This window comes from Sphingobium sp. (genome assembly GCF_048594625.1).
In the GTDB taxonomy this organism is placed as follows: domain Bacteria; phylum Pseudomonadota; class Alphaproteobacteria; order Sphingomonadales; family Sphingomonadaceae; genus Sphingobium.
The window spans coordinates 1-25286 of the sequence record NZ_JBMDWL010000130.1; the positions used below are offsets into that span (position 1 = coordinate 1).

At 66.4% G+C, this 25286-nt stretch carries 32 protein-coding genes; 5 read left to right on the forward strand and 27 right to left on the reverse strand.

The genetic code is table 11. The features are described from left to right. From ACOJSJ_RS16580 to ACOJSJ_RS16625, 10 genes are all read right to left on the reverse strand, one after another. On the reverse strand, window positions 1–545 hold a 545-nt coding region (locus ACOJSJ_RS16580), incomplete at its 3' end, for an outer membrane protein (RefSeq protein ID WP_420146063.1). Window positions 546–745: 200 nt separating this feature from the next. After that, window positions 746–1264, reverse strand: a complete 519-nt coding sequence (locus tag ACOJSJ_RS16585) for a DUF2793 domain-containing protein (RefSeq protein ID WP_420146064.1) — start codon at window positions 1262–1264, stop codon at window positions 746–748. A gap of 4 nt (window positions 1265–1268) precedes the next feature. Next, window positions 1269–3467, reverse strand: a complete 2199-nt coding sequence (locus tag ACOJSJ_RS16590) for a phage tail protein (RefSeq protein ID WP_420146065.1) — start codon at window positions 3465–3467, stop codon at window positions 1269–1271. A 33-nt stretch (window positions 3468–3500) separates the two neighbouring features. Beyond that, entirely contained in the window at window positions 3501–3863 is a 363-nt protein-coding gene (locus ACOJSJ_RS16595; RefSeq protein WP_420146066.1) for a peptidoglycan endopeptidase, read from the reverse strand. After that, the gene (locus tag ACOJSJ_RS16600; protein WP_420146067.1) at window positions 3860–4675 is read right to left on the reverse strand and encodes a DUF2163 domain-containing protein; all 816 of its coding nucleotides are present in this window, start codon (window positions 4673–4675) and stop codon (window positions 3860–3862) included. The genes ACOJSJ_RS16595 and ACOJSJ_RS16600 overlap by 4 nt, the downstream gene beginning before the upstream one ends. Next, the gene (locus ACOJSJ_RS16605; RefSeq protein ID WP_420146068.1) at window positions 4672–7014 is read right to left on the reverse strand and encodes a phage distal tail protein, Rcc01695 family; all 2343 of its coding nucleotides are present in this window, start codon (window positions 7012–7014) and stop codon (window positions 4672–4674) included. The genes ACOJSJ_RS16600 and ACOJSJ_RS16605 overlap by 4 nt, the downstream gene beginning before the upstream one ends. Next, window positions 7014–7577 carry a tail tape measure protein gene (locus tag ACOJSJ_RS16610; RefSeq protein WP_420146069.1) on the reverse strand — a complete coding sequence of 188 codons (564 nt, stop codon included), beginning with the start codon at window positions 7575–7577 and terminating at the stop codon, window positions 7014–7016. The genes ACOJSJ_RS16605 and ACOJSJ_RS16610 overlap by 1 nt, the downstream gene beginning before the upstream one ends. A gap of 86 nt (window positions 7578–7663) precedes the next feature. Next, complete coding sequence (locus ACOJSJ_RS16615; RefSeq protein ID WP_420146070.1) at window positions 7664–7903, reverse strand: phage tail assembly chaperone; 240 nt, start codon at window positions 7901–7903, stop codon at window positions 7664–7666. After that, window positions 7900–8208: a gene transfer agent family protein gene (locus ACOJSJ_RS16620; RefSeq protein WP_420146071.1), complete on the reverse strand. Its 309-nt coding sequence runs from the start codon at window positions 8206–8208 to the stop codon at window positions 7900–7902. The genes ACOJSJ_RS16615 and ACOJSJ_RS16620 overlap by 4 nt, the downstream gene beginning before the upstream one ends. Beyond that, the gene (locus ACOJSJ_RS16625; protein WP_420146072.1) at window positions 8205–8612 is read right to left on the reverse strand and encodes a phage major tail protein, TP901-1 family; all 408 of its coding nucleotides are present in this window, start codon (window positions 8610–8612) and stop codon (window positions 8205–8207) included. The genes ACOJSJ_RS16620 and ACOJSJ_RS16625 overlap by 4 nt, the downstream gene beginning before the upstream one ends. A gap of 138 nt (window positions 8613–8750) precedes the next feature. On the opposite strand from ACOJSJ_RS16625, the gene ACOJSJ_RS16630 reads away from it, so the two are divergent. Further along, on the forward strand, window positions 8751–9074 hold the full coding sequence (locus ACOJSJ_RS16630) for a hypothetical protein (protein WP_420146093.1): 324 nt from the start codon (window positions 8751–8753) through the stop codon (window positions 9072–9074). A gap of 157 nt (window positions 9075–9231) precedes the next feature. Here ACOJSJ_RS16630 and gp17 read toward each other — a convergent pair whose 3' ends face one another. The 4 genes from gp17 to ACOJSJ_RS16650 form a co-directional block, all read right to left on the reverse strand. Beyond that, complete coding sequence (gene gp17, locus ACOJSJ_RS16635) at window positions 9232–9648, reverse strand: tail completion protein gp17 (RefSeq protein WP_420146073.1); 417 nt, start codon at window positions 9646–9648, stop codon at window positions 9232–9234. Further along, window positions 9645–9851, reverse strand: coding sequence for a hypothetical protein (locus ACOJSJ_RS16640; protein ID WP_420146074.1), 207 nt, complete (start codon window positions 9849–9851; stop codon window positions 9645–9647). Before ACOJSJ_RS16640 ends, gp17 begins: the two co-directional genes overlap by 4 nt. Beyond that, on the reverse strand, window positions 9848–10384 hold the full coding sequence (locus ACOJSJ_RS16645; RefSeq protein ID WP_420146075.1) for a head-tail connector protein: 537 nt from the start codon (window positions 10382–10384) through the stop codon (window positions 9848–9850). The genes ACOJSJ_RS16640 and ACOJSJ_RS16645 overlap by 4 nt, the downstream gene beginning before the upstream one ends. 80 nt (window positions 10385–10464) lie before the next feature. Then, complete coding sequence (locus tag ACOJSJ_RS16650; protein ID WP_420146076.1) at window positions 10465–11592, reverse strand: phage major capsid protein; 1128 nt, start codon at window positions 11590–11592, stop codon at window positions 10465–10467. 165 nt (window positions 11593–11757) lie between these two features. Here ACOJSJ_RS16650 and ACOJSJ_RS16655 point away from each other — a divergent pair, with 165 nt between their 5' ends. Then, window positions 11758–12426, forward strand: a complete 669-nt coding sequence (locus tag ACOJSJ_RS16655; protein WP_420146077.1) for a phytanoyl-CoA dioxygenase family protein — start codon at window positions 11758–11760, stop codon at window positions 12424–12426. Here ACOJSJ_RS16655 and ACOJSJ_RS16660 read toward each other — a convergent pair. Both ACOJSJ_RS16660 and ACOJSJ_RS16665 read right to left on the reverse strand, forming a co-directional pair. After that, window positions 12423–12827 carry an HK97 family phage prohead protease gene (locus ACOJSJ_RS16660; RefSeq protein ID WP_420146078.1) on the reverse strand — a complete coding sequence of 135 codons (405 nt, stop codon included), beginning with the start codon at window positions 12825–12827 and terminating at the stop codon, window positions 12423–12425. The two genes, ACOJSJ_RS16655 and ACOJSJ_RS16660, sit on opposite strands and share 4 nt — an antisense overlap. 19 nt (window positions 12828–12846) lie before the next feature. Next, window positions 12847–13167 carry a DUF6127 family protein gene (locus ACOJSJ_RS16665; protein WP_420146094.1) on the reverse strand — a complete coding sequence of 107 codons (321 nt, stop codon included), beginning with the start codon at window positions 13165–13167 and terminating at the stop codon, window positions 12847–12849. Between the two features lie 46 nt (window positions 13168–13213). On the opposite strand from ACOJSJ_RS16665, the gene ACOJSJ_RS16670 reads away from it, so the two are divergent. Beyond that, a complete protein-coding gene (locus tag ACOJSJ_RS16670) occupies window positions 13214–13387 on the forward strand; it encodes a hypothetical protein (RefSeq protein WP_420146079.1) in 174 nt (57 codons plus the stop codon). A gap of 25 nt (window positions 13388–13412) precedes the next feature. Here the strand turns inward: ACOJSJ_RS16670 and ACOJSJ_RS16675 are convergent, their stop codons facing one another. The 8 genes from ACOJSJ_RS16675 to ACOJSJ_RS16710 form a co-directional block, all read right to left on the reverse strand. Then, window positions 13413–14561 (reverse strand): phage portal protein, encoded by a 1149-nt coding sequence (locus tag ACOJSJ_RS16675; RefSeq protein WP_420146080.1) that lies wholly within the window; start codon window positions 14559–14561, stop codon window positions 13413–13415. A 260-nt stretch (window positions 14562–14821) separates the two neighbouring features. Further along, on the reverse strand, window positions 14822–15172 hold the full coding sequence (locus tag ACOJSJ_RS16680; protein ID WP_420146081.1) for a hypothetical protein: 351 nt from the start codon (window positions 15170–15172) through the stop codon (window positions 14822–14824). Window positions 15173–15273: 101 nt separating this feature from the next. Then, the gene (locus ACOJSJ_RS16685; protein ID WP_420146082.1) at window positions 15274–15906 is read right to left on the reverse strand and encodes an NAD(P)H-dependent oxidoreductase; all 633 of its coding nucleotides are present in this window, start codon (window positions 15904–15906) and stop codon (window positions 15274–15276) included. Between the two features lie 413 nt (window positions 15907–16319). Then, on the reverse strand, window positions 16320–17918 hold the full coding sequence (locus ACOJSJ_RS16690) for an SIR2 family protein (RefSeq protein WP_420146083.1): 1599 nt from the start codon (window positions 17916–17918) through the stop codon (window positions 16320–16322). A 238-nt stretch (window positions 17919–18156) separates the two neighbouring features. Beyond that, window positions 18157–19470 (reverse strand): DNA-packaging protein, encoded by a 1314-nt coding sequence (locus tag ACOJSJ_RS16695; protein WP_420146084.1) that lies wholly within the window; start codon window positions 19468–19470, stop codon window positions 18157–18159. Window positions 19471–19820: 350 nt separating this feature from the next. After that, a complete protein-coding gene (locus tag ACOJSJ_RS16700) occupies window positions 19821–21134 on the reverse strand; it encodes a M20/M25/M40 family metallo-hydrolase (protein ID WP_420146085.1) in 1314 nt (437 codons plus the stop codon). Window positions 21135–21268: 134 nt separating this feature from the next. Further along, a complete protein-coding gene (locus ACOJSJ_RS16705; protein ID WP_420146086.1) occupies window positions 21269–21601 on the reverse strand; it encodes a hypothetical protein in 333 nt (110 codons plus the stop codon). Window positions 21602–21612: 11 nt separating this feature from the next. Beyond that, window positions 21613–21936, reverse strand: a complete 324-nt coding sequence (locus ACOJSJ_RS16710; protein WP_420146087.1) for a YnfA family protein — start codon at window positions 21934–21936, stop codon at window positions 21613–21615. A gap of 253 nt (window positions 21937–22189) precedes the next feature. Here ACOJSJ_RS16710 and ACOJSJ_RS16715 point away from each other — a divergent pair, with 253 nt between their 5' ends. Both ACOJSJ_RS16715 and ACOJSJ_RS16720 read left to right on the forward strand, forming a co-directional pair. Next, window positions 22190–22786 (forward strand): hypothetical protein, encoded by a 597-nt coding sequence (locus ACOJSJ_RS16715; RefSeq protein WP_420146088.1) that lies wholly within the window; start codon window positions 22190–22192, stop codon window positions 22784–22786. Window positions 22787–22800: 14 nt separating this feature from the next. Then, window positions 22801–22962 (forward strand): hypothetical protein, encoded by a 162-nt coding sequence (locus tag ACOJSJ_RS16720; RefSeq protein ID WP_420146089.1) that lies wholly within the window; start codon window positions 22801–22803, stop codon window positions 22960–22962. A 53-nt stretch (window positions 22963–23015) separates the two neighbouring features. On the opposite strand, the gene ACOJSJ_RS16725 is transcribed toward ACOJSJ_RS16720, so the two are convergent. From ACOJSJ_RS16725 to ACOJSJ_RS16735, 3 genes are all read right to left on the reverse strand, one after another. Then, window positions 23016–23552: a hypothetical protein gene (locus ACOJSJ_RS16725; RefSeq protein ID WP_420146090.1), complete on the reverse strand. Its 537-nt coding sequence runs from the start codon at window positions 23550–23552 to the stop codon at window positions 23016–23018. A gap of 147 nt (window positions 23553–23699) precedes the next feature. Then, on the reverse strand, window positions 23700–24347 hold the full coding sequence (locus ACOJSJ_RS16730) for a glutathione S-transferase family protein (RefSeq protein ID WP_420146091.1): 648 nt from the start codon (window positions 24345–24347) through the stop codon (window positions 23700–23702). Window positions 24348–24417: 70 nt separating this feature from the next. Next, window positions 24418–25286 (reverse strand): DJ-1/PfpI family protein (locus ACOJSJ_RS16735; protein WP_420146092.1); only part of this gene is annotated, 869 nt, incomplete at its 5' end.

The window sequence follows — 25286 nt, forward strand, 5'->3', positions numbered from 1 at the left end:
GCCGGGATGACCTTGATGTCGTCCTGGTTGAAGAAGCGATACTTCAGCGAGACGTCAACATTGTTGGTGACCGGGTAACGAACGCCCGCGATCGCCTGCCAGGCGAAGCCGGTGTCGCTGTCGTTCACGATGTCCGAAGCCAGCTTGCCGCGCGAAACGCCGACACCGCCGCCGACGAAGCCCTGCAGGCCGTCATCGGGACCGAAGTCGAGCAGGCCGTTCAGCATGAACGAGAGAGCCGAGGCAGCACCACCGAAGCCGACCTGGTCGAGGTCGATCTTGGCGCGCTTGTAAGCGGCTTCGGCTTCCAGACGGAAACCACCGAAGTCGTAACCGATGTTTGCGTCGAAATCATAACCCTTATGATAGTCGATGCTGGGCACGGCCGCGTTGCGCGGAGCCGTTGCATTCGGGAAGGTCAGGTCCTGGTCTTCGACCAGCAGGACGCCGGCGTCCACGCCAACATACCAGCTGTTGTCACGCGCCAAGGCCGGAGTGGCCAGGGCACTGGTCGCAAGCGCAGCCGCGAGGGCAAGCTTCCGCATTTGAATTCCCCTTTCAAGAGTGTCACGAAGGACTGCTGAAACCCTGTATCGGCAAGAAGGTTTCATGGCAAGTCCACAATTAGTGAAACCGTTGCAAAAATAACGCACTAACCCGCTCGGAACGGGTCTGTCAGGCTAATCGTGCAGCAACCTATACTATTGTGTTAACGGCCCAAATAAAAAATCACCCTTTGGCAATATCAGCGTGCGATCAGGCCATGTCCCCGCAAGGCGACCAGAATGGCTGAGACGGCAGACCGCACTTCGCCGTCGATAATAACACCGCCGGTCGGATCGGCAATCGTTCCCATTCTTGGCCCGACCACGCGTTTTTCATCGATATAGACGCCGTCGCCCCGAACAGGAACCGCGCGCCATTCGCCGCCATCGTGAAAAAGCGCATGGTCGCGGTCCGCGACATCCATGCGCAACCCCGCGCGCGGCGCAATGAACCGCCATCCTCCGTCCGTCCACAGCGCGACCGCGCCGCCCTGCCCGGCCCATTCCCCGGTCGCGCCCGCCGCCACGATCCAGCACCGCCCGATCCCCGGCGCGCCCGGCGGCGCCGTCATGTCCGCGCTTTCCGCCCGCCCGTGCAACAGGGCGTCGATCAGCGTCAGCGCCTCATTATGCTGCATTTCCTTTTGCGCCTGCCCCGCAAACAGCATCGGCAAGGCCCATCGCGCGCTTTCCTCCATCGTCCCGTCTCCCATCATCATGCCGTCATCCCGTCATGCCGATCCGCGCCACGCGCCCCTGCGCCCAGGTGCCCAGTTGCCGCACCTCGACCAGCAATGGCCTTCCCGCCACGCCATCCGCCGCGATCATCGCCGCGCCATAGGTCCATCGCGGCGCATCCACATCGACGCTGCGCACGACCCGCGCGCCGTCCATCACCGTTATGCGATAGCGTTCCGCCTCTTCGGCCATCGGCACGTCGCTCCCGCTGCTCCATCGCCATCCCGCGCGGCTGCGCCTTGTCCAGCCGATCGCATGGCCGCCGGCCTCTGCCCTCACCTTCAGATGCACCGGCGCAGGCGGCACCAGAGCCGCGCCTTCGACCGTCAGCGCCGCCTGCGCCGGTTCGACATCGCCCAGCCCCACCGCCGCGATCCGCACCGGCGCACCCGGTTCCGCCGCCATGCCGACGCTGGCCAGAGGATCGGCCAGCCGCTCTTCCTCGATCAGCAGGAACGGGTCGCCCGCGCCATGGTCCGCCATGGCCCATTCGGTCCCGCGCAGCCCGCGTCGCAACCCGCCCAGCCGATATGTGGCGGGGCCGGTCCGCACCGCCGTTTCGAACTGCACCAGCTCCCGCCCGATCAGGCACAGGTTGCGCCCCTGCGCCAAAGCCGCCTCGTCCGCGCTGGCCAGCACCATGTCCTGCGCCAGCAACGTCACCGACAGGCTGTGCCGCCGGTCGATCAGCGTTGCGCTCCCGCCCGGCAGGGCCGCGTCCGTCACCCCCATCACCGCACGCAAAGCGCTACGCCCCGCCGGCATCGCCTCGCCGCTCTCGCTCATCACGAACAGCGCGGCGTTGCGCCAGCCCACGCCCCCGCTCGCCGCCGCGATCAGAACCGGCGCGCTCGCCACCCCGTCGCGCATCTGCGGCAGGTCCGCCAGCATCAGCATGGTGGGGCCATGGATCGCATCGGGCTGCCGCACGATCACGCCCGGCGAAGCTCCGCCCGGCACCACTCCGCCCGCGCCCGGCACCCGGCGCAGCGCCAGCCGTACCGCCATCGCCTCCCATTCCCGTTCCTCGATCCGCCACAGCCCCGGCGCGCCGTCAACCCGCACCACCATGCCCGGCGCCATCGCCAGCGCGCGCCAGTCGCACCGCAGCGTCATCCGCGCCCGCCCGGTCCAGGCCGCGCCCAGCCGCGCCGATGCGATCGCGCGCGCATCGTCCGCCGCCATCACCGCGGGCATGTCGATCCCCTGTTCCTGCCGCCCCGCGCCCGGCCGCGTCACCCGCTGCACCCCGGCCTGATAGTCGCGCGCCGCATCATGATGACGCAGGCTGAGCGCCACCGGCACGCCATCGGCCGCCCCGGCGGATCGCTCGGCCGGATCGACGCCCTGCCCGTTCACCCGCCGCGCCAGCGCGTCCGCGCCGACATCCCCCTGCGCCTCCGCCGCCACGGGCATCAGCATCAACCCGTCCGCATCGTTGCCCAGCGCCAGCCCATAGGCGTCGACCAGCGGCGCGATGGCGTCGCGCACATCGGTCCCGCCCGCCGCAAAGCCATCGACCTGCGCCAGCGCGTCGCCGTCCAACCGCCCGCCGCTCAAATCCCGCGCCACCGTGCCGATCGGCACCGGCCCGTCATCGGCCTCCACCTCGAACGTCAGCGACGGGATGCGATTGCCGTAATCGGCCAGCGCCAGATCCTCGAACACGACATAGGCGATCCCGCGATGCGCCGGTGTCATCCCTTCCCCCTGCGCCGCCGCGATCAGCGGATCGACCGGCTGATCCTCGCCCCCATGATGCAGGCGAAAGGCGCCCAGTTCGGTCTTGAAATCCCCCGCCGCCCCGCGCAGCAGATTGCCATCGGCCCAGATGCGCCTGACCGAACGGATCGCCCGCGCGGACAACGCCACCGCAAAGCTCGCGCTGTAGTTATAGCTGGTGACGCTCGGCCGCCCCTTGCCCCCGCCGCTGCGGCTGCTCCTTTCCTTCAGGTCCGTCGCCCAGATGACGGTGCCCGCCACCCGCATCGTGCCGAACAGCCGGGGGATCTGCGCCCCATAAGTGGATGTCTGCACCTGAAGATCGGCCAGCCGCTCGCCGTCCCGTCCCCTGGGCCGAAACAATATCTGATTGTCGAACATATTGCCGATCAACCCGCCGATGGCCGCGCCGATCGGCCCGCCCAGCGCCGTCCCCACCGCACTCAGCACCACCGTCGCCATATATCCCTCCCGTCAATAGCCTGCCCAAAGCATTCAGGCCCACCAGCCGATCACCGGCCATGGCGACCCGCCCGGCATCTCCACCACCCGCCGCAACCCGGCATGGGCATGGATGAACCCCGCCCCGGTCGCGATCATCAGATGCAGCTGCAACGGTCCCGCCCGCACCAGCGCCACATCGCCCGCCGCGCCGCCCTTCACCTTGACCAGCCCGGCCGCGCGCAGCCATCGCTCGGCCAGCCCCGCGTCCCCGCTGCGCAATCCATAAGCGCAGGGCACCGCCCGCCCCGTGGCCCATGCCGCCAGCCCCACGCAATCCAGCCCCGCCCGATCACGCCCATGCAGCCGGAACGGCACGCCGACCATCGCCCGCGCCCGCGCGACGACGGCGCTCATGCGCCGGGGTATCGCGTCAGCAGGTCCATTCCGGGCAGATAGGGCTCCCCGCGAAAATGGACGACATTGCCAAACCGCGCGGCACAGGTCGCCAGCTGCCGGTCACACCCCTGCGTCAACAGCGCCAGCGTGCCCGCCTCCACCGCAAAGGCTGGCGGATCGGCCAGCGTCACCCCCGCCGCATCATTGTCGACCACCCCCTGCGTCAGTCCCGCATTCGCCCCGCCCAGCCATCGCAGCGTCCCGAACGCATAGGCCCCGGCCTCCAGCCCGCCGATGGCGACGTCCGCCGCATCGACGGCATGCACCGTCACGACCCTCCGCCGCGCCGCCATGTCCACCCGGCACGCCCGGTCGCCCAGCCGCGCGCGGCAATCGGGCGATGTGGACGGCGCGACCGGCGCGTTCAGCACCGCCGCCGCCCCGATCAGCTCGGCGGTAAAGGCCCCGCCCCGCCGCGCCACCGCGCCGATCTCGCCCCGCGCCAGCATCAGCCACAGCGCGCCCGGCGCCTCCCACGTCGTCAGGCGCAATTCCAGCGCCGCGCCGTCCCATCGCCCTGCCATCAGGTCGCTTTCGCTGATCGCATCGCTCGCCAGCGCGCCTGCGACATCGCTATCCTCGCCCTCCATCCCTATCCCGCTGCGCACGGCCGATGGCGTCATCCCCGGCGCCGCGCGATAGGTAAGACCGCCGATGGTCAGGTCGCGATCATGGCTGGTCAGGCCGATCGTCACTCCGTCCCGCCGCTCGATCCGCCAGCAGAAAGCCAGCGTCTGGACCGGTCCGTCGAGCATCTGCGCCACGCTCATTCGCGTATCTCCACCAATGGCACGGACGGCGCTTCCCCCGCCGCGAATGTCGCGCGGTTGATCTCCAGCCGGTCCTCGGCAAAGCGCACCGGCACGTCGAACCGATAACCGGCGGTCAGCACCACGCCCGCCCCCGGCGCATCGTCGAACGCGATGATGCCCAATCCCGCATGGCTCCATCCGTCATGCAGTTCGACGCCATCGGCCGCCACGCGGATGCTGCCGGGCACCGGCCGGGTGATGCAGCGCGCCTGCGCCTCCTCCCCCGCGCCATAATGGCGCATCAGCGGAAATTCGGCCCGCACCCCGTCGCCGATGCCCAGCCGCTGATCCATCGGTCCGGGCGCCACGCCCGGCGCGCCGCTGCGGTCGTCATAGGGGTCGGTGAAGCGGAACCCCCGCGCCGCACCGCGTCGCGCGCGGAAAAATTCCACCAGCGCCGCCATGTCCGCTTCGGACCGCACGCCCGGCCCCGCGTCGAACGACAATCGCGCATCGGCCCAGTCGCTGCTGCGCCGCTCATGCCCCGAAACGCTTTCCACGATCTGCGTGGAAAAGGCGGGCGACACGCTCGCCTGACGCCCGATGGCGATTGGAAAGACTATATCGTCAAAGGGTTGCACATCATCCTCCCCATCGATCCTGAAGGCGGTAAAGCCGTCGCGACATATTTGCGGCAAAGCCCAGACGAATGTCTGCGCCGTCCCCCGTTCGAGCGCCGCCTGCGCCGCCCGCGCGATCAGCGTCCATTGCCCCGCCTGACTGGGCAACAGCACGAACCCCGCCAGATAATGCTGCTCCCCGATCGGATAGCCCAGCCGCTGGGTCGCCAGCACGATCCCCTTGTCCGTCAGGCTGGGCCGCCCTTCGGTCACCCAGTCATAATCTTCCAGCTGCAACACATCGAATGCGGGCGCGGCCCACCCCACCGGCATGTTCGCCCGCTTGGCCTCCGGCGCGCGGGGATCGAGTATCGTCGGCAGATAGGCGAGCAGATGCGTCACCGCCCCCTGTCCCGCCGCTTGCGCCGCATCCTTCACCGCCGCGCACAGATCCGCCGTCGACGCCGCCAGCAACGCCCCCGCCGCATCCAGCAGGTCGCACTGGTCGGCATCCAGTTCGCCCCAGATGCTCGCAATGGAAACCGGGTGCCCGCCCAGCGCCGCCCGCGCCGCATCGTCATAAATGCATATGCGCCCGTCCGACGGGATCACCCACCACCATGGCTCGCCCACCTGAAACAGGATCGGCAGTCCCGCCTCCAGCGCGATGGAAACAAAGGCCCCCGCGACCGTCTTCAGATAGGCCATGGCCCCGCCATGCGCGGGCGACAGCAAAGTGGACGGCGGCACCCATCCGGTCAGCGCCGGGTCGCCATTTTCCGCCCGCTGCTTCCAGTCGTTCCAGCAATGCGCATCGAACAGCTCGTAGGACAGCGACCAGATGACGCCGAACCCCATCGCCTGCGCCCGCGCCGCAAAGTCCCGGTGCCATGCCGCGCATGGCGCATTCAGCACCCCGCCCGCCAGACTGACGTACAGCCCCTCGCCTGATCGTTCGAGCCGGAAATAATGGCTCATCCCGACATAATGGTTGATCGTCCCGCGATAGCCCAGCGCATGGATCGCCGCGACGATGCGTTCGGGCGTCTGGTTGAACCCGTCGTCATAGCCCGTCGCCATCGACAGCCCATGTTCGGGCAGCATCGCGTCGCCGATGTCCAGCACCGATCCCGCGCCGTCGCACCGGATGCCGCTCAGTTCCGCCCATCCCTCGACAGCGGCGGGGAACGGCGTCGTCCCCTCGTCATAACCGGGCGGCACCAGCGATATGAACATCCGGTCGACATCGCCCGCCCATACCGGGTCGGCATCTTCCGGAAGGTCGTATCCGCCGACCAGATCGGCAAAATCGATCGCGATTTCCGCGTCTTCGGGCGCACCGCTGGCATAGTTCCACAACCGCACATACCAGGCCCGCGCCACGCCCGCCGCATCCCGCCCTTCGATGGTCAGCGTCGGCCCATGCGTTTCGTCCAGCCTGCGCACGCCCCCGCTGCGCCAGCGAAAGGACAGACGGCAATCGCGAAAATCCCGCCGCGTTTCATAGGCCAGCAACGGATGGCTCCAATGGTCCTGCGCGTCCCAGATCAGCCCCGCCAGGTCGCCGGAGCCATAGAAGACCGCATCCATGCGCAGGCTGTCCGGCCCGGTCGTGACGACGCTCGCCATCATCGGCCGGGGGAAATTGACGGTCCAGTGCGTCGCGGCGAACCGCTTGATGAAACGCGCCTCCTGTCCCCGTCGCCGGTCCGCCAGCCAGTAGGAAATCCCGCCCATCAGTTCAGCGCCCCCTTCACCGCCCGCGCCACCTGCCGCGCGCTGCGCGCCAGCAGTCGCGGCTCGCTCTCGCCCCCGCGCCCGCTGATCGCGATGTTCACCCGCACGTCGCGCGCCCCGCCCGCGCCCTGCGCCACCACCTGCCCGCTCGACGTCGGCACGAACATTTCCGGTCCGCGTTCGCCGACCATATAGGCCCTGCCCGGCGTCACCGGGCCGCCCGTCGCCCGCCCCGGCAGGCCCAGCGCGGACGTCAGCAACGACGCGCCCAGGTTCACCAGCCCGCCCCCGCCCCTGCCCCCACCAATCCCGCCCACGGCCGAACGCAGCGCGCCCGCGGCAATTTCGTCCAGCACGCTCACCGCCATGCGGCGCAGATCCTCGAACCCGAATTTGCCGGTCCGCACCGCACGCATCAGCCCCTGCTCGATCCTGCGCCCGGCCCGGTCCGCCCCCTCGCCCAGCGGCCCTTCCAGCCCCGCGCGCATCGCCTCCACATCGCGGGCCAGCCCCTGCCTGTCGGCCCGCACCCGCACCACCAAAGTCTCGACATCCTCGTCCATGAATTACCGCTCCGATTTGATTTCCGTTCGCCCTGAGCGAAGTCGAAGGGCAGGTCTGAGCGAAGCGAAGACATTTCACCTCTGGTTCAGTGACCGGCTTCGACTTCGCTCAGCCCGAACGGGATTGATACGTCAGGCATCACCCCCATCAACCGCTGCAACTCCGCCCCATCCACGCCACCTTCCGGACCATCCTCGCCCACCGCCGCGCGCAGCACGCACGCCAGTTCCGCCGGGGTGGCGCGCCAGAACTCATCCGGCCGCCACCCCAGCAGCCATCCTGCCACCCCCGCCAGCCGCCCTGCGGCATCGGCAAAGCGCGTCATTTTCCCGCCAATATCTGCTGCAACAGGCGTTTGAGCACCGGCGTCACCGTCGCCAGCCCGACGGCGATCACCGCCTCGCCCAGCGCCTCGCGGCTCAATCGCTCCCGATCGACCAGACAGTGCCAGAACAGCGCGACCAGATCGCCCAGCGACAGCTTCCCGTCCGCCGCCCGCTCGACCAGATCGAACAGCGGCCCCAGTTCCTCTTCCGCCGCCACCAGCGCCGCAAAGCTCGGCCGCAACGTCAGCACCTCGCCGCCCAGCGCCAGCGCGGCCTCCCCGCGCTCTGGATTAGCCCCGCTCATTCGCTCACCACCGCACCGCTGCTTTCCAGGCTCAGCGCATAATTGCGCTCGCCATTATAATCCCCGGCATAGTCCAGCCGCGTGACCAGAAATCGTCCGCGCATCCGCTCGCCGCTTTCGAAACTCAGTTCGAAATGCTCGATCGTGCCCGACAGGGCATGGTTGCGGATGCGGATTTCCGCCGCCGATCCGGTGAACAGCCCGGCCGCCGACACGCTGACCGATCGCACCCCCGCCCCTGACAGCAATTCGCGCCATCCGCCCGAATCCTTGCTGGTGATGTTCACCGCCTCGCCATTGACGGACAGTTGCGTGGTGCGCATGCCCGCCACCGTCGCATATGTTGCGGGCGTGTTGCCATCGCCCACTTTCAACAGAAACGCACTTCCCTTTTCGACTGCCATGGCGCATTCTCCAGCCAAGCGAAACCGGCGCCGGAACCACCCTGATTCCGCCCGGAAAATCGCGATAAAATGAAAGGAATCACGGTGGCGTCCTGCCACCGGGTCACGGCGGCTTCCGCCGCTTATGGAGAGGGTTCGATGATTGTTGCTGCTTCGCTCGTCATGATGCTGGCTGCCACCCCTTCCGCCGATGCCGTGGGCACCGGGCGCAAGGAATTTTCCAAATGCCTCGCCGCCCAGATGCAGCCGGGCATCGACCAGAAATTGTCGGTCGGCGATTTCCAGTCCGCGATCAAGAAAGCCTGCGCCGACAAGGAATCCGCCTTCCGCGCCGCCATCGTCGCACAGGACAAGGCGGACAAGATGTCGGATGCCGAAGCCAATAGCGACGCCGACGACCAGATTTCGGAATATGTGGACAAGATCACGTCCGAATTTGAAGAAAGCAGCCGTCCGGGCTGATCCGCCCGCCTCTGCTTAAGGGGGGCGAAACGGAACAGCGCCCGACATTGCGCGCCACGTCCTTCTCTCCCCATCAGGGGGAGAGATACGGACGCCACCCATCCTGCGTTCAACGCAGCCTGCTCCGACAGGCGCTTGAGCGGCGCATGCCTGCGCCTTACCCCCGCACCATCCGCAACCGATAATCGACGATCGCCCGCCATCCGGTGGGCGATCCCGGTGCATCGCGCATCATCCGCGACCGGATCAGCCGCGCGGTGACGATCTGCCATTCTCCCGGCCGCCACCCGTCCTGATCGCTCAGCATCGCCATCACGGCATCCACCCGCGCCATCATCGCGGCGATCCGCGCCGTTGCTTCATCCCCCACCCGCAACCCGATGGTCAGCCGCACTTCCCGCCCGTCCAGCCCCTTGCCGCCCCATTCCGCGCCGATCGCTTCCCCCACAAATCCATAGGGCGCCGCCGCCCGCCCCGGCTCGCCATCGAACAGGGCGTTGGCCTGTTCCATCAATGCCGCATCCCCGCGCAGGGCCGCGATCACCGCCGCCCGCGCCGCCGCTTCGCCGCTCATGCCCCGTTCCTCCCTGTTCCGTCCCTGAACATGGCCCGCAACGACAGGTCGCCCGCCCAGCGTCCCTGCAGCCCCGGCGCGGATGCCCGCACCTCCTCCCCCTCGACCGTCGCCGTCACGCCCATGTCGTTCAGCCCCGCCGCGATCCGCGCCCGGCGCTGCGCCGCTATCTCCTCCAGCCGCGCCATCAGTGGCGCCATCATGACAGTCGCATCCGGCGAAACGGCCGCCACAGCGCGCTCACCATGGCGGGCGGCGCCGCGCCTTGCGTGCCCTGCGCCAGAAAATGCTCCGCCGCCAGCCGCACGATCCCCTGCACCAGCGCTTCGGGCAGCCCCGCGACATCCTCGCTCAATCCGGCGCGGTATCGCACCGCCAGCCGCCGCCTGTCGCCCGCGCGGGTCGACCGCACCCACCCGTCGCCGCTCGCATCGATGTCGATGGCATAGGCCCCGACCGGCAACGGCTCCGTCACCCCCTGCGCATCCATCGCCTCGACCTGCATGATCTCCGCCACCGGCCGCGCTGTCAGCCGCTGCCACGCGCCGCCGCCCGCCACGATTTCCCGTACGTCGCGCCGGATCAGCCATTGCCCGGTAAATTGCTCGCACAGCGCCGACGCGCCGCGCAGCAGGTCGCCCATCACATCATCCTCGCCCGCCGTGCCGATCCGCAGATAGGCTTTCAACGCATCCAGCGGCGCGGCCAGCCCGCCGCTCTCCATCTCTTCCACCATATCTCCGCGCTCCCCCGCTCCGCATCCAACAGGAAAAAAGGGGGCAGGGCATCGCCCCGCCCCCTTGCGTCAGCGCCCGATCAGGATACCGCGAACTTCATCAGCTTGATCGCCTCGCTGTTCGCCACCGCGCCGCCGATCCGCTTGACGGCATAGAAATGGACGAACGGCTTGTTGCTGAACGGATCGCGCAGGATGCTCGTCTCGCTGCGTTCGGCCACGACATAGCCCGCCTGGAAATTGCCGAACGCGATGGACAGGCTGTTCGCCGCGATGTCGGGCATGTCCTCCGCCTCCACCACCGGGTAACCCAGCAACGTCGCGGGCTGCCCCGCATGCAGGCCCGCCTGCCAGATGAACGCGCCGTCGCTCGTCTTCATCTTGCGGATCACCGCCAGCGTCGCGCCGTTCATCACGAAACAGGCCCCCTGGCGATAGGGCGCGCGCAGGCTCTGGACCAGGTCGATCAGCCTGTCCTGCGGGCTGGTCGCGGCAAAGCCCCCCGCCGCGCCCGACGCCACATATTGCAGCGCGCCGAAAGCGCGCACGCTGTCGGCTTCACTGGTCGTGGCGTAGGTCAGGAACCCCTTGGGCTTGTTGACGCCATTGCCGTTGACGAAGGCCGCGCCCTCCGCCACGGCAAATTCCCGCGCAATCTCGCCCGCCAGCCAGCTTTCGACATCGAACTGCACATCGTCCAGCATCGCCTGCGACGCAGCCGGATTGGCGAACAGCTCGCCACCGGGCGGCGCGATTTCGTTGAAGCTCGGCGTCCCCGTTTCGGCCCGCGCGCCGGTTTCGCTGGCCCATCCCGACACGATGCCGCCTGCGCTCACCAGCTTGCGGTATCCGGCCGATCCGGTGCGCACCACATTGGCGATGGCGCGGATCGGCGAAATGCCCTTCAGCGTCGCGCCGATCAGCTGGTCGATCTCACGCGGCACGGCATAGCCGCCCGCCGCCCCGCTGCCACCCGAAAAGCTTTTCAGTTCGACCCCGGCCTCATGCCCCTGCCGCAGATACCGGTCGACGAAGGCCGCCCTTGCCGGATCGACATCGCCGCCCTTCACGCCGTCCAGCGCCGGACGCCGCTGCGCCAGCAAAGCCCCCTTCAGCGCCGCGATCTCCCCTTCCATCGCGTCCATCCTTTCCCCCTGCACCACCGCATCGAACCGCGCTTCCAGCCCGTCCGTCACCTGTTCCGTCATGCCCGTCTCCACAAAAAAGGGCGGCCCCAACCGGAACCGCCCGCCCATGCCCCACCCCGTCAGGGGAGAAGGTCCGAAATTCTGATCAGCCACCGGTCATCGCGAAGCTGAAAGGAGAAGCCGGCAGCCCTTGCGGCCACCCGTTGCCTTGCTCATAAAGCCGCCATGTCTCTCACTATCGCTTCCGACGGCGCCCAGCATGTGCCCGCGGCCCTCGACATCACGGCCATCACCCTCATTGAAACCGCGCTCGCATCCCAGCCCAGCGACCAGCCCGGCATCCGCCTCGTCACGCTGCCCGCGCTCAGCGCCATGCTGTCATCCATCGGCGCGGTAGGCCGCCATGCCGCCGCTCATCTGGGGGAAGCCGCTTGTCCGGTCCGCGCCATCCTGTTCGACAAATCAGCCGCCACCAACTGGTCGCTCAACTGGCATCAGGATCGCACGATCGCCGTGCGTCAGCGCATCGATACACCCGGCTTCGGCCCGTGGACGATCAAGTCAGGGATTCAGCATGTCGCGCCCCCGCAATCGCTGCTGGATCGCATGCTGACGCTGCGCATCCACCTTGATGCCGTGGATGCCGAAAATGCCCCGCTGCTGATCGCGCCCGGCTCCCATCGCCATGGCCGTGTCTCGAAAAATGCCGTCGCACCGCTGGTTGCGCGCTGCGGCACCCATGCCTGTCTGGCCGCGCGTGGCGACATCTGGGTCTATGCCACGCCCATTCTCCATGCCTCCGACACGGCAACCAATCCCCGTCATCGCCGTGTCCTGCAACTCGACTATAGCGCCGATCCGTTGCCTGGCGGGCTTGCCTGGCTGGGCGTCTAAGCCTCCACCCCAATCACCCGCGCCATCGGCTGCATCGGGTGGGTGACGATGCTCACCTCCACCAGATCCAGCGCCAGCAGTTCGCGCGGTACCGCGCCCCGCGCCGCGCGCACCCGGTATCCGAACGACAGCCCGTCGATCGCCCCGCCCGCCAGCGCGGCGGCGGCTTCCCGCCCGGCTGCCGTGCGGCGCGACACCCGGCCGATCACGCGCAGCCCGCGCCCATCCTCGCGCGCCATTTCGATCCGGCCGATCACATGGCCCGGCCCATGCTGCCACAGCAGCGGCACGCCCGCCGGATCGATCGCGCCGAAAGCACCCGCCCGCACCACATCCCCGCCCCGGTCCACCCGGTCGAATATCGCCGCATAACCGGCAAAGCGCACATCGCCCCCTTCCATCCCCGCCTCCCTTCGTCCCTCAGGCTCTGACCAGCCCCAGCAGCCCCATCTTGACCGCAATGCCCAGCAGGATCATCGCCATGCCGATCCGCACCGCCCATCCGATCACCGCGCCGCGCGCGGCCTTCTTCGCGTCGCGCCAGGCGGACAGCAATTCGCGCAGTTCGCGCACATCGCCCTGCGCCCGCCGGTCCGCCAGCCCCAGCCGCTCCAGCGCCCGCCCCGCGCCCAGCTCGCTCGCCTCCTCGATCATCGCGCGGATCGCCAGCATGTCGCCTGCACCGCCTGCCCCCCGCCCTTCGGTCTGCGCCACCAGCCGCGCCAGCATCTCCTCTTTCATCGCCGCCTCCTTTCCAATCGCGCCCACGCGCCCTATCTGGGCGCGCATGAAAAAAGCCCCGCGCAAAGTCCTGATCATCGTCGCCATCGCCATCGTCGCCGCGCTCGCCTGGCATTTCGGGCTGTTCCGCGCGGGCGACTGCCTCATTCAGGGTGGCGGATGGAATTGGGACAATGGCTTCTGCCGCCTCGATTCCATGCCCGCCCGCGGCATTGGGTAACTACGGGGAGTAACGACGGGAGTAATCACAGCCCCAGCATCGCCTTCTTCTCCTCCGCGCTCAGGAAATCGGCGCCCGCGACCCGCTCCCACAAAGCCGCGCGCTCGTCGGACAAAGCGGGCACCGCGTCCAGATCCGGCTCGATCGCCAGCCCCGGCCACCATGTGCCCAGCCCCTGCGCCAGCCCCGCGCCGATCTTCCCGACCAGCGGCAAAATCGCCTGCCGCCACAGCGCCTTGTTCGCCTCGCGATAATTGGCATAGGCATTGTCGCCCGGCAGGCCCATCAGCATCGGCGGCACCCCGAACGCCAGCGCGATCTCCCGCGCCGCCGCGCTTTTCAGCCCCACGAAATCCATTTCCGCCGGGGTCAGGCTCATCGCCTTCCAGCTAAGCCCCCCTTCCAGCAGCATCGGCCGCCCCGCATTGGCCGCGCCGGCAAAGGCGACTTCCATCTCCCGCTTCACCCGCTCGAACTGTTCGGGGGACAGCACCGACCCGTCGCCCGGATCATAGACCATCGCCCCGCTCGGCCGTGCCGCATTGTCCAGCAACGCCTTGTTCCATACGCTCGCGGCATTGTGGATCGCCACCGCGCCCGCCGCCGCACCCGCGCAGCCCAGCCCATAATGGTCGTCCAGCGGATGCAGCGCGCGAATATGCAGCACGCTCGTCCGCCCCGCGCCGTCTTCGGGGCACAGCCGCGTCACGCTTTCCCCCACGCGATACAGATAGGCGGCGGGCCATCCCCGCGCATCGGCCTCCACGCTCACCCGTTCGGGGCGCAGCGCGAACAGCTCGGCGGGCATGCCATCCGCCCCCGCGATCAACTGGACATAGGCATTGCCGTGCAGCAGGAGATGGCACGCCAGCGTTTCCATCAGCCCCTGCCCGGCCGATGCCCGCGCGATCAGCGCCCTAACCCGCGCGTCCACCCGCGCGCCATCCCCGCTATCCATATTCGGCCCGCGCACCTTGATCGCACAGGCGCCCGCGCCTTCGGACACCAGCCGCATCGCCCGCTGCGCCACGGCGTTGCCCATCACGCCCGCGCGCAGTTGCGCCTCATAACTGGCGGGCCATTCGCCCAGCGCCACCGCGCCCGTGCCCCATGCGCGCGCCAGCACCGGCCGCGCATCCCCGGATGCGGCCGCCTTCGTTCCGAACCATTTCATGGATTGCCCCCAAAACAAAACCCTCTCCCCGACGGGGGAGAGGGCTGGTGAAGATTGGCGGCCTGCGCCACCTGTCGAAACCGGGAAAGGGGGATCGGCCCCTCTCCCTATATCCTATGTTCCGCACGATGCGCGCCATCGGCCCGCATGAGAACGGCGATCTGATGGGATCAGATCGTCGCTCCAAGTTCTTTGTTTACCGCGATGTCTTAACCAGCGATCGATCCCGATCGCCTGGAAATCGCTCTAGCGGCCCGCGCTTACGGATTGCGCGCCAGCACCCGGTCGCAGGTGGAATTGGTGCCCTCGCTCTTGCCGATCACCCGGCCCGCGACGGCGCCAGCCGCACCCGCCAGCAATGTTTCGCCCAGATTGCCGCCCGCGATCGCGCCGACGCCCGCACCACCGGCCGCGCCGATCAGCGTGCCCTTGTCCCGGCCCTTCTTGCCCTGCAACAGGCAGTAACGCACATCGTCCCGGTCACGCGGCGCGGCGCGCGACACGCGGGCGCGGTCCTTGCTGTTCAGGCTCGCCGCCAGCACCGGGGTCGCCGCCACGGACAGACCGACGCCCAGACCCATGACAGCCGCGAACATCCTGGCCATCTTCATCTTGCTTACTCCATCGAAAACCAAATTCATGATGGCTGGGAAACGAACCGCGCGGTCACGCGGTTCCGTCCCTTTCACGCAGGGCCCTTTTTCAGGCAGGGTCAATCGATGCGCGACACGAACTGTTCGACCGGGCGCCGCACCTTCTTCAGGCCGTCCAGCCAGTCGCCCTCATCCGCGCGGTATCCCACCGGCATGATCGCCACGGAACGCAGGCCCCGCGCGGGCAGGTCCAGTATCGCGTCCAGCGCCGCCGGGTCGAACCCTTCCATCGGGGTCGCATCCACCTCTTCGAACGCCGCCGCGGTCAGCGCGATGCCAAGGCCGATATAGGCCTGCCGCGCGGCATGTTCAAAATTGGTCTGCGCGTCGCGCTGGGGATAGGTGTTCAGCAACATCTGGCGATAGGCTTCCCAGCCTTCGTTGCGGAAACCGCGCTCGTCATTGACCAGATCGAACATATGGTTGATCCGTTCGGGCGTATAATTGTCCCACGCGGCAAAGACGATCAAGTGCGACGCATCGGTCACCTGCGCCTGATCCCACGCAATGGCGCGGATCTTTTCGCGCACGTCCTTCGCGGTGACCACGATCACTTCGAACTGCTGCAACCCGCTCGACGTCGGCGCCAGCCGCACCGCTTCCAGAATGCGGTCGATCTTGTCTTCCGACACGCCCTTTTCGGGGTTCATCTTCTTGGTGGCATAACGCCAGTTGAGCCGGTCGATCAGCATGATAATTCCTTCATCGATAGGATGTGACGCCACCATGTAGAGGCTGCTGCGACGAAATAAAGGTCTTGTATGAAAACTGGATGTCGGCAGCCGATTGTTTCCAGCCGGACAGCCCCTGACGGCAGCGCGCAGCCATTTGCGGCGGGCGTAAGGCAGGATCGATGGCCGGGGATGGCCGATAGCGGAATGGCCGGTTCGGAGCGCCGTTACGGCGAAAGCTGCCTTTCAGATGCGAGGTCTCTCGGCTAGATTCGGCCGTACAAACCGAACTGATCTACGTCTGGTTTCGCCGCAAGCGGACTTCGAAGCCGGCCGAAGCAGACAAGCTGCTTCGCGCCCTAATCTCAGTCGTTCGTCAGCCGGCGGTCATAAAAAAAGCCGCAGTTCGTTCAGATAGTTGCAGGACTCGATCATCAAACGCCATCGAAGCCGAAAGCCAACTTGTCATAGAGACAGACCAGTTTTCGGTACGCGGTAAGATAGGGCGGATCGACGAACGCATCTGCGTTTTCCGCAAGGAACTGACGCAGCACCCCGACGTCGATCTGACTTTTGTCTTGGAAAGGTAGCATCAGCAACGCTTCTCTAGGAGTACTAGCATGATCGATTATCTCGCGAGTCGTTTTCTCAGAGAAGAAGTCGTCGAACCTTTTCTTGTAGCTGGCCGAGAAGTAGTAATCTTGCTTAGCCATTTTGGCGACGATCTTCTTCGCACCTAGGAACCCAGAGCCTTCCAGTGATTCAGCGCTGTCCATGCCAGCTGCGCGAATATACCTGAAAACAGGAAGAAACGTTCGATTGCTCCGGCTGAGGGCGGGATAAGCGCCCTCGAGCAATGCGTGTGCTTCGAAGTTGGAGTCGATCTGCACAACGTCGCTGAATATATCATCAGCCGTGACCCCGGAGTATCCTCTTTTGGCCAATGCGTCTTGGATCGCGGTATCTAACTCCCCCTGACGCGCCGCGACCCCCACGCCCACCACGAACTCGATGTCATCCAACTCGCTTAAGCGATCGAAGTCGACTACAGCTAATTTTGTTCCACTTGCTTCTGGTGCTTGAACGAAGTCATACATCTGCTCTTTGAAAAATCGAAGAAGCCGTGCAGGCACCTTCCGCTTCCTGCCGCTCAATGCAGAGTAGACCTGATCAAAACCAGCAACCTTTGCGACCATCAACGAGACATTGAAGCTTCCCGATTGGAGCGTCGTCTTCTGGATTGATGGCTCCTCCTCCCCCTTGGCCCTTTGAATAAATATAAGATTTTGTTCAAAAGCTGCTATCTTGTTTTGCGGAAGACACTTTGCGATCGACATTATGATAGATTGAATGTGGGGATCATTGATCGAATATCCGATAAAGACAATTGGATGTTCGACAAAAATCGTCACGAGCTTCGCCGCTAGATAAGGGTTCTTCTCGGAAAATTTATTATAGTCCGCTTCATTCAACACCATTGAATGAGGGTCGGCAGCAGTACCGTGTATCTTATATATCTCCGCTATTGACTGTGGATTTGAGAACAATAGCTCATTTTGACCGACATATACGGTGTAATCTGGAAAACATTCTTCGATCAAAGAATCCCAGTTCGTCGTAATTATTCCGTCTACCGATATCTCAGCGAACGCCGCAATCTCCGCAGAGAACTCTGAGGCTTGCACATTTTGAAGAGCAAAAGCACTCAGGTACTTGGCTATTTCATATTTGAGAGGATCGGATTTGTCTGTCACAGAGCCGGAAAAGACGTCACGACTTTCGCTGGTCTCGCCCGCCGTCCACCACCATTCATAATAATCATCCGCCATGTAACTAGCTGCGAGCGGCAAATCGTTGCTCGCCTTTGCACGATAATAGGCGAACTCCTTAATCGGCTTGCAGAACCGACTCAGCAGACCGGCCCAATCTTCAAGGCCAAGATAGCGACGAGAGAAGCCAGACCCTACAAAGAGGAATGGCGCCGCCGGATGGTGGTCAAATATCTCGCGAAGTGCTTCGGTTGGATCGGTCATGATTGGAGAGTGTTAGCGCCTCGGCACAATCATGCAATGGTAGGTGGTGTCGGTTCTCAGGCAAAGCTTAAGGCCTTGTGCGCCATATTCACCGCTGACGAACCCATTGGGAAGGGGATACCGGACGGGCAATTGTCAGGAACGTCAAATCGTCCATTGAGCGACCAACTTGGGCGCGTTGCTGACTTTGCGCACCCGCCAAGGCAAATGTCGCTTACCCACCCAAAAACTACCCCCCTCACATCCCCCTGATCCGCGCCTCGCCTCTTTTCCCCAGCATCAGTTCGCTCAGCGCCCATACCAGCGCGTCGGCGCGGTCGGGCGATCGCCCCGGCCCGACATAGCCGCCCCCCGCGATCAGCCCGCACATCTCGTCTTCCAGCTGTGGAAAGGCCCCGCGATGCGCCACCCGCCCGGCCTCGTACAAAGCCGCCACCGGTTCCGCCCGCGCCACCTTGCCCCGGCTGGCATGGACCAGCTGCACCGGCATATTTTCCTGCGCCGCCTGCAACACGCTCTGCACCATGGCGCCGCCATTATTGGCCTCGGCCACCACCCGGTCCGCGCCATGGACCAGCGCGGCGGCGGCCACCGCGCGCGCCCATCCTTCGGGGGACAGGCCGCTGACGCTGGCATCGGCGATGACATAGGCGCGCCCGTCGCCGCCCACCCCCGCCACCACGATGCCGCATGCGTCGCCGCCCACCGAAGCGGGCGGATCGACCGCCACCACCACCCGGTTCAGCGCGCCCGGCACATGCACCACCCGGCTGCGCTCGATCATGTCGCGCGACCATAGCGCGCCTTCCGCCTCGGCGATCAGTTCGCCGTCCAGTTCCTGCCGTCCCAGCCGGGTGCCGCCATATATGTCCGCCATCGCCGCGACGAACCCTTCGGCCAGATTGGCGTCATTGTCCGCCGTGCGCCCCCGCGTCACGATCACGTCCCCGCCGTCACGCGCCACCAGCCCGCGCACCAGCGGCACCGGGCGCGGCGTCGTGGTCGCCAGCACCTGCGGCCGTTGCCCCAGCCGCATGCCCATCATCAGATTGTCCCAAGCCGCCTGCCCGCCCGCCCATTTGGCGATTTCGTCGGCCCATCCATGGCTGAACTGCGGCCCGCGCAGGCTTTCGGGATCGGCCGCGCCGAACAGCCTTGCCTGCGCGCCATTGGGCCAGCTCAGCCGGCGCAGCGCCGGGGCATAGTCCGGCCGCGCCCACCATGGCGCGATGGCCAGCAGGCCGGACGCCCCCTCCACCATCACGCTGCGCGCTTCGCCCAGCGTCGCGCCGACGATGGCGATCCGCGCGGCCGGATCGCGCTCTGCAATCGCGCGTACCCATTCCGCCCCCGCCCGCGTCTTGCCGAAACCGCGCCCCGCCATCATCAGCCATATGCGCCAGTCGCCCGGCGGCGCCTTTTGCGCGGGCCGCCCGATAAAGCGCCAGTCCCACACCATCCGGTGCACCCCCGACGCGTTCAGCCAGGCCACTATCGCATCCCGCCGTTCCTCCCCCAGACCGTCCAGAAATTCCTTATGCGAAACCAGCATCCCCACAGCCCCGCCCCCAAATAAAAAGGCCGCCCGAACGGGCGACCTTGCACGATGTCCTGACGCCCGACCGGCGCGGGAACATGGTCCGACCGGCCAGACCGGACCATGCTCCAAAACTCTTTCCGCCTCCGCATCCTGCGAGCCGTCATCCGTGTCGGATGACTTCAAAATGCACGCCTTTGTTTACCGCATTTTGCGAGCCGTCATCCGTGCCGGATGACTTCAAAATGCACGCCTTTGTTTACCGCATCCTGCGAGCCGTCATCCGTGCCGGATGACTTCAAAATGCGCGCCTTTGTTTACCGCATTTTGCGAGCCGTCATCCGTGCCGGATGACTTCAAAATGCTCACCGCCGCGGCGCTATCCCGCCAAAGGTCACGATGCTCTGCGCGCCGTCCTTCGCCACGGCCGCCACGCCGATGAAATGATCGTCCACCACCACATCCTTCAGCACCGTCTGCGTTGCGCCGGTCACGGTGCGGCTGTCGGTCCAGTCCTGCGCATCGGCCCGCCGCCAATAGACGCGATAGGCCGCCGCTCCCGGCACCGCGTCCCAGAACACGCGCGTATCCATGGACAGCGCCCCGTCCAGGGACACCGTGGCGGGCGCGGCGGGCGCCGCCGCCAGTTCACGCAGCGCCGCGATATTCAGCGCCGTCACCTTCGCCAGATAGGGAAAGTCCATCCCCTCGACCGTGTCGCCATACACGCGCCCGTTTTCGGTGCGCAGGTCCTGATGCTGCCGGTCGTAATTCTCTATCCCCACCGAAAATCGCACCGCGGGAAAGCCCAGTTCCAGAAAGGGCGAATGGTCCCCGCCCCGCCCGAACCGGTCCAGCCTGCGCACGGCGAACACGTCCAGCCCGATCTGCGGATTACCCTCCGCAATGCCGTCGATCTTTTTGGCCAGCGCGCGCGAAGGGCCGTCATCCTCCCCGCCGATCGCGCGGCGGGTCAGGTTCGCCTTGCCATCCTCGGAAAAGCGGATGCCCTCGGAAAAGACGCGCACCCGGTCCGCGACGATCTGTCCATTCTGCCCCACTATGTTGCCGACGATGTCGTTGTTCAGCATCGCGCGCACCTGCCATCCGCGTTTCTTCGCGGTTTCGGCCAGCAGCCTGGCGCCCCACAGCCCCTGTTCCTCACCCGACAACAGGGCATAGACGATCGTTCCGTCGAACTTTTCGCCCGCCAGCACCCGCGCCGCCTCGATCACCAGCGCGGTGCCCGACGCATTGTCGTTCGCGCCCGGCGCATCGTCGGTGATGTTCATGACGTCGGTCACGCGGCTGTCGATATGCCCCGCGACGATCACGACCTGACTGGGGTCGCCCGTGCCTTTCTGGATCGCCAGCACATCGGCCACTTCCACGCCATTGGGCGCGCGCGGCCCGGTGAATGGTCCGGAAATCGTCTCGATGCTCAGGCAGCCGCCACATCCCTTGGCGATCGCCGAAAATTCCGCCGCGCCCCACTTGCGCGCCGCGCCGATCCCGCGCTTGGGGTCGGTGGCCGACGACAGCGTATGGCGCGTGCCGAAACGCACCAGCTTCTCGACGGTCGTCTTCAGCCGTGCGGGATCGGGCGCCTTTGCGGGCGCGGCCAGCACGGGCAAAGAATAGAGGGCGGGGGCCGCAGCCAGCAGGATGATCTTTTTCATGGCCTCTGCTTACCGCCTGCCCCGCCCCTGTAAAGCGTCGGCGGCCGATGACCGGGGCATCATCGGGACGCCCCGCCCGCTCACAGCATCAACGGGGAAAGCCAGCCCAACGCCCCTCCCCCTCAATCCGCCCGTCAATGCGTCCGGCTGGTCACCTTGGCGGTTCCGTCGGGCAATATCTGGATCAGATGCGCGCTTTCATTGTTGCACTGGGCCTTCCACCCGCGCACGCCATGGCGGATTTCGGCACGGTCGGCCCCGGTCACTTCGGGACAGGCCGCCCCGCTGTCGCGGATCGCCTTGGCGAACACGCCATTGCGCAGGTCCGGCGTCAGCTTCGCCACCTGCGCCGCCGCGCCGGTTTCGGGCGCCTCGACATCGACCGGCGCGGCCTGTTCGCTGGCCCCGTCGCCGCAGGCCGCCAATCCCGCCAGCAAGCCCAAAATCACCCATCGCCGCAAATCCATTCTCCCGTCTCTCATGCCGTGCGCGGTCCCCACAGGATCACCGCGCCGCCCACCAAACAAATAGCCATGCCGATCAGATCCCACCAGTCGGGCCGCGCCCCTTCGACCACCCACAGCCACCCGATCGCCGCCATGATATAGATGGACCCATAAGCGGCATAGGCCCGCCCGGCATTATCCGTTTCCACCAGCGTCAGCAGCCAGGCGAACAGGCAGAGCGAAGCGACGCCCGGCACGATCCACAGCACGGACCTGTCCATGCGCAGCCACGCCCAGAAAGCGAAACATCCCGCGATTTCCGCCATCGCAGCGCCGATATAAGCGAACAGGGCCATGCCCGCTCCGTGCCACCATTGACACGCCCCCGCAACATCCTCCTGCCGACGCACACCCGTCACGAAGGGAAGGACGACTCCTCCCGGCGGCGCCCCCTTCACCCCGCCGCACCTCTTCACGCCGCTGCGAAATCGCCAGCATCCCAGCATCGCCCGCCACCGGAAAATCCATCTGCAACCGCTTCATATTCCGGTTCAATCCGGCCCGCACATGCTCTACCCTGCGCGGCATCCTTTTACGGAGCCACGCCCCATGCCCATCCGCCGCCGCTCCCATCACGAACGCCCCACGCGCCCGACAGCGCCTTTCGTCGCGCTGCTGACGCTCATGCGCGCGCTGGCGATGGCGTCGCCCGCATCGGCCGCGGTCCCGCCCGAAGACGGCACCATCACGGTCGAAGCCCGCGCCGCCGACGAAAGCCAGCCTTTGTCCCCCGACATTTTCCGCGACGCCGCGACCAGCGCGCTGGCCGCCCGCGGCTTCATCCTGCTCGACGGCGCGGATCATGCCGCCTACCGCATGGAACTGGTCGTGCGCGCATCGGAAGTCGGCACCACCAGCCTGCGGGTCGATCAATCCAGCCCCGCGCTCATCAGCGGCGGCGTGGCAAAGGCGGTCGGATCGATCCTGAAAGTCCCCATCCCCACCAACAAGTCCCGCACCGTCGCGCTCGAACGCACACAGCTCGACATGGTGCTGCGCAAACGCGGCGCGGACGATGTGGTCTGGCGCGGCACCGCCGTCACCGTCCGCCCCGCCCGGACGCAGGGCGACGTCGCCACCGCCCTCTGCGCCGCCCTTGTGCGCGCCTATCCCGCCCAGTCGGACAGCGTCATCGGCGTACCGTGAGGGGGGCGGGCAGGATGCCAGACCATCTGCCTCCGCCAACCGACACGCCCTCCACCGTCATGCCAGCGAAGGCTGGCATCTGCCGCGACGACGCGCCCCCCGCTGACAGAAACGTGGCGCCCGCCATCGCGCACGAACAGGCGCTCAAGGCATACAGGCCCGAACGGATCGTATGACAGGCGCGCTGCCCTCCGAATGACGGGAACGGACCATCGCCTTCACATCCCCCCTAAACCCCCGCCGCGATCCGCATGGCGGTAATCTCGCCCAGCACCTTTTCCACCTGCGCGATCGCTTCGGGGCTGTCGGGCCGCATCGCATGGTCGCGGGCCGCGCGGCGTTTTTCCACCGCATCGCGGTGCATCGCCAGCAGCCGCATCGCCACGCCCAGATTGCGCGCCTTCTTCACCTTGCGCCCCTTGAGCATCCCCTCGCCGTCCAGCGTCAGCTCCTCCACCTCGCTCCCGTACAGCGCCTCGCGCATCAGCATCGCCTCGATCTCGGCATAGCCGATGTCGATCGCTTCATCCCATGCCCGCGCAAAGGCCGCGTCGTCGCGCCGACGGCGATAGGCGCTCGCCCGGCTCATCTTCGCCGCGCGCGCGGCCTCGCTCGCGTTGCAGGTTTCGGCCAGCGTTTCCAGAAAGCGCTTTTCCTTCACCCGGCTCCATCCGTCGCTGCGCGCCTTGCCCTTCTGCGCGCGGGTTTCACCGCCCGCATGCTGCCGCCGCGTCACCAGCCCGTCCGTTTTCCTGCGCCCCGCCATGCCACCCCTCCCGCCAAAGACAAAGGGGCCGATCCTTTCGGACCAGCCCCTTCGCGCCAGAGCCGCCTGTCGGCGACCCGCATTTCTCCACTATGCCAACCTCTGCCAGATCAGCGTGACGATGTCAAGCAAAATGTTCCATATAGGTTATTTATTGAGCAAAGCCTGTACCGCGCCCGCTTCCTGCGCCAGTGCGTCGGCAACGCTGGGCCGCGCCTTCACCCGGTCCAGCCAGGCGACGACATGGGGCCATCGATCGGCCGTCAGCCGGTCCGAAACATAGCCGACATTGATCAACGGGCTGGCCACCGCCAGATCGGCCAGCGTAAAGCGATCCTCGACCAGCCAGGCCTTGCCCGTCAGCTGTGCCTCCAGATAATCGTGGATTTTCGGCATGGCCTCCGCCTCGGCCCGGTCCGCCGCGGCCAGATCGGGTTCGCGCTTCAGCGCCCTTGCCACCGCCCGGTTAAAGAAGATCTTCTGCCCCGCCGCCTGCACTTCGGTGTCGCCGAACTCCTCATACCATATGGTCCGCGCCCGCGCCCTGGGGTCGATGGGGATCAGATTGGGTTCGGGATGCAGGGCATCCATATAGGTGATGATCGCGGTCGAATCGCACAGCAGGAAATCGCCATCCTCCAGCGCCGGAATCTTGCCGAATGGCGACCCCTTCATATAGCCTTCCGCGCCCCGGCCAAACCCTGCGGCCTGCACGTCGACATCGATTCCCTTTTCCGCGGCAAAGACGATCACCTTGCGTACAAAGGGTGACGGCCGCGCACCATGGATAATCATCGCCTCTCTCCTCCTGTCATCGGGTCGGTCGGGCGACAATCTGCCAATCCAGTATCAAATTGCAACTATTTTATGTCCCCTCATTTCCGCAAGGCAGGCCGCCTCCTGTCGGTCCAGCCCCCACAGGCAGGAAGGCCCCGACCACGCCCATGACCCGCGCCACTGTCGCCGCCTTTTCCCCCACCGGCGCGACATAGTCGATCACGCCGCGCGCCGCATCCTCGCCCGCGCCCAGCGCGATGGCCCATGCGCTCAGATAATGCGCCGCCATGCATCCGCCCGCCGTCGCGACGCGCCCATGCGCGACGAAAGGCGCATCGATCACCCGCACGCCCGCGTCGATCACCCACCGCTTGCTGGTCATGTCGGTACAGGCGGGCAGGTCGCCGATCAGGCCCAGCTTCGCCAATATCAGCGCGCCCGAACATTGCGCGCCGATAATCTGTCGCGCGGGGTCCAGCCGCAGCCGCGTCATCAGTTTCGCATCCGAAACGACATCGCGGGTCCGCACCCCGCTGCCGATCATCACGACATCGGCTTCATGCGCAAATTCAATCGGTTGCTGCACCTGGACCGTCACGCCGTTCATCGACGTCAGCGCCGATCCCGGCCCGCAGATCGCGGCGGACCATCCCGACACCCGCGCCGTCAGCGCCAGCGCGACGAAACTGTCCAACTCGTTGAATCCATCGAACGTCACGATCGCAACCCGCATCGCCGCCTCCTTCTCGCCCCTGTCTAACGGGTCGGGAAGCGAAGCGCGCGATCCGGTGCCGCGCAATTGGCCATGGCCGGACCATGGCTGCGACAGGCGAAAGGCATCGCGAACATCGCGCGATCCGGCCCGCCGCTTCGAAGATGCTCTGGGCTGTGTGGGGATTTGGGTCAGGGTGCGGCGAAAATGGTGAATTTCGAGAACCTTCGGCCGAGGCACGTGAC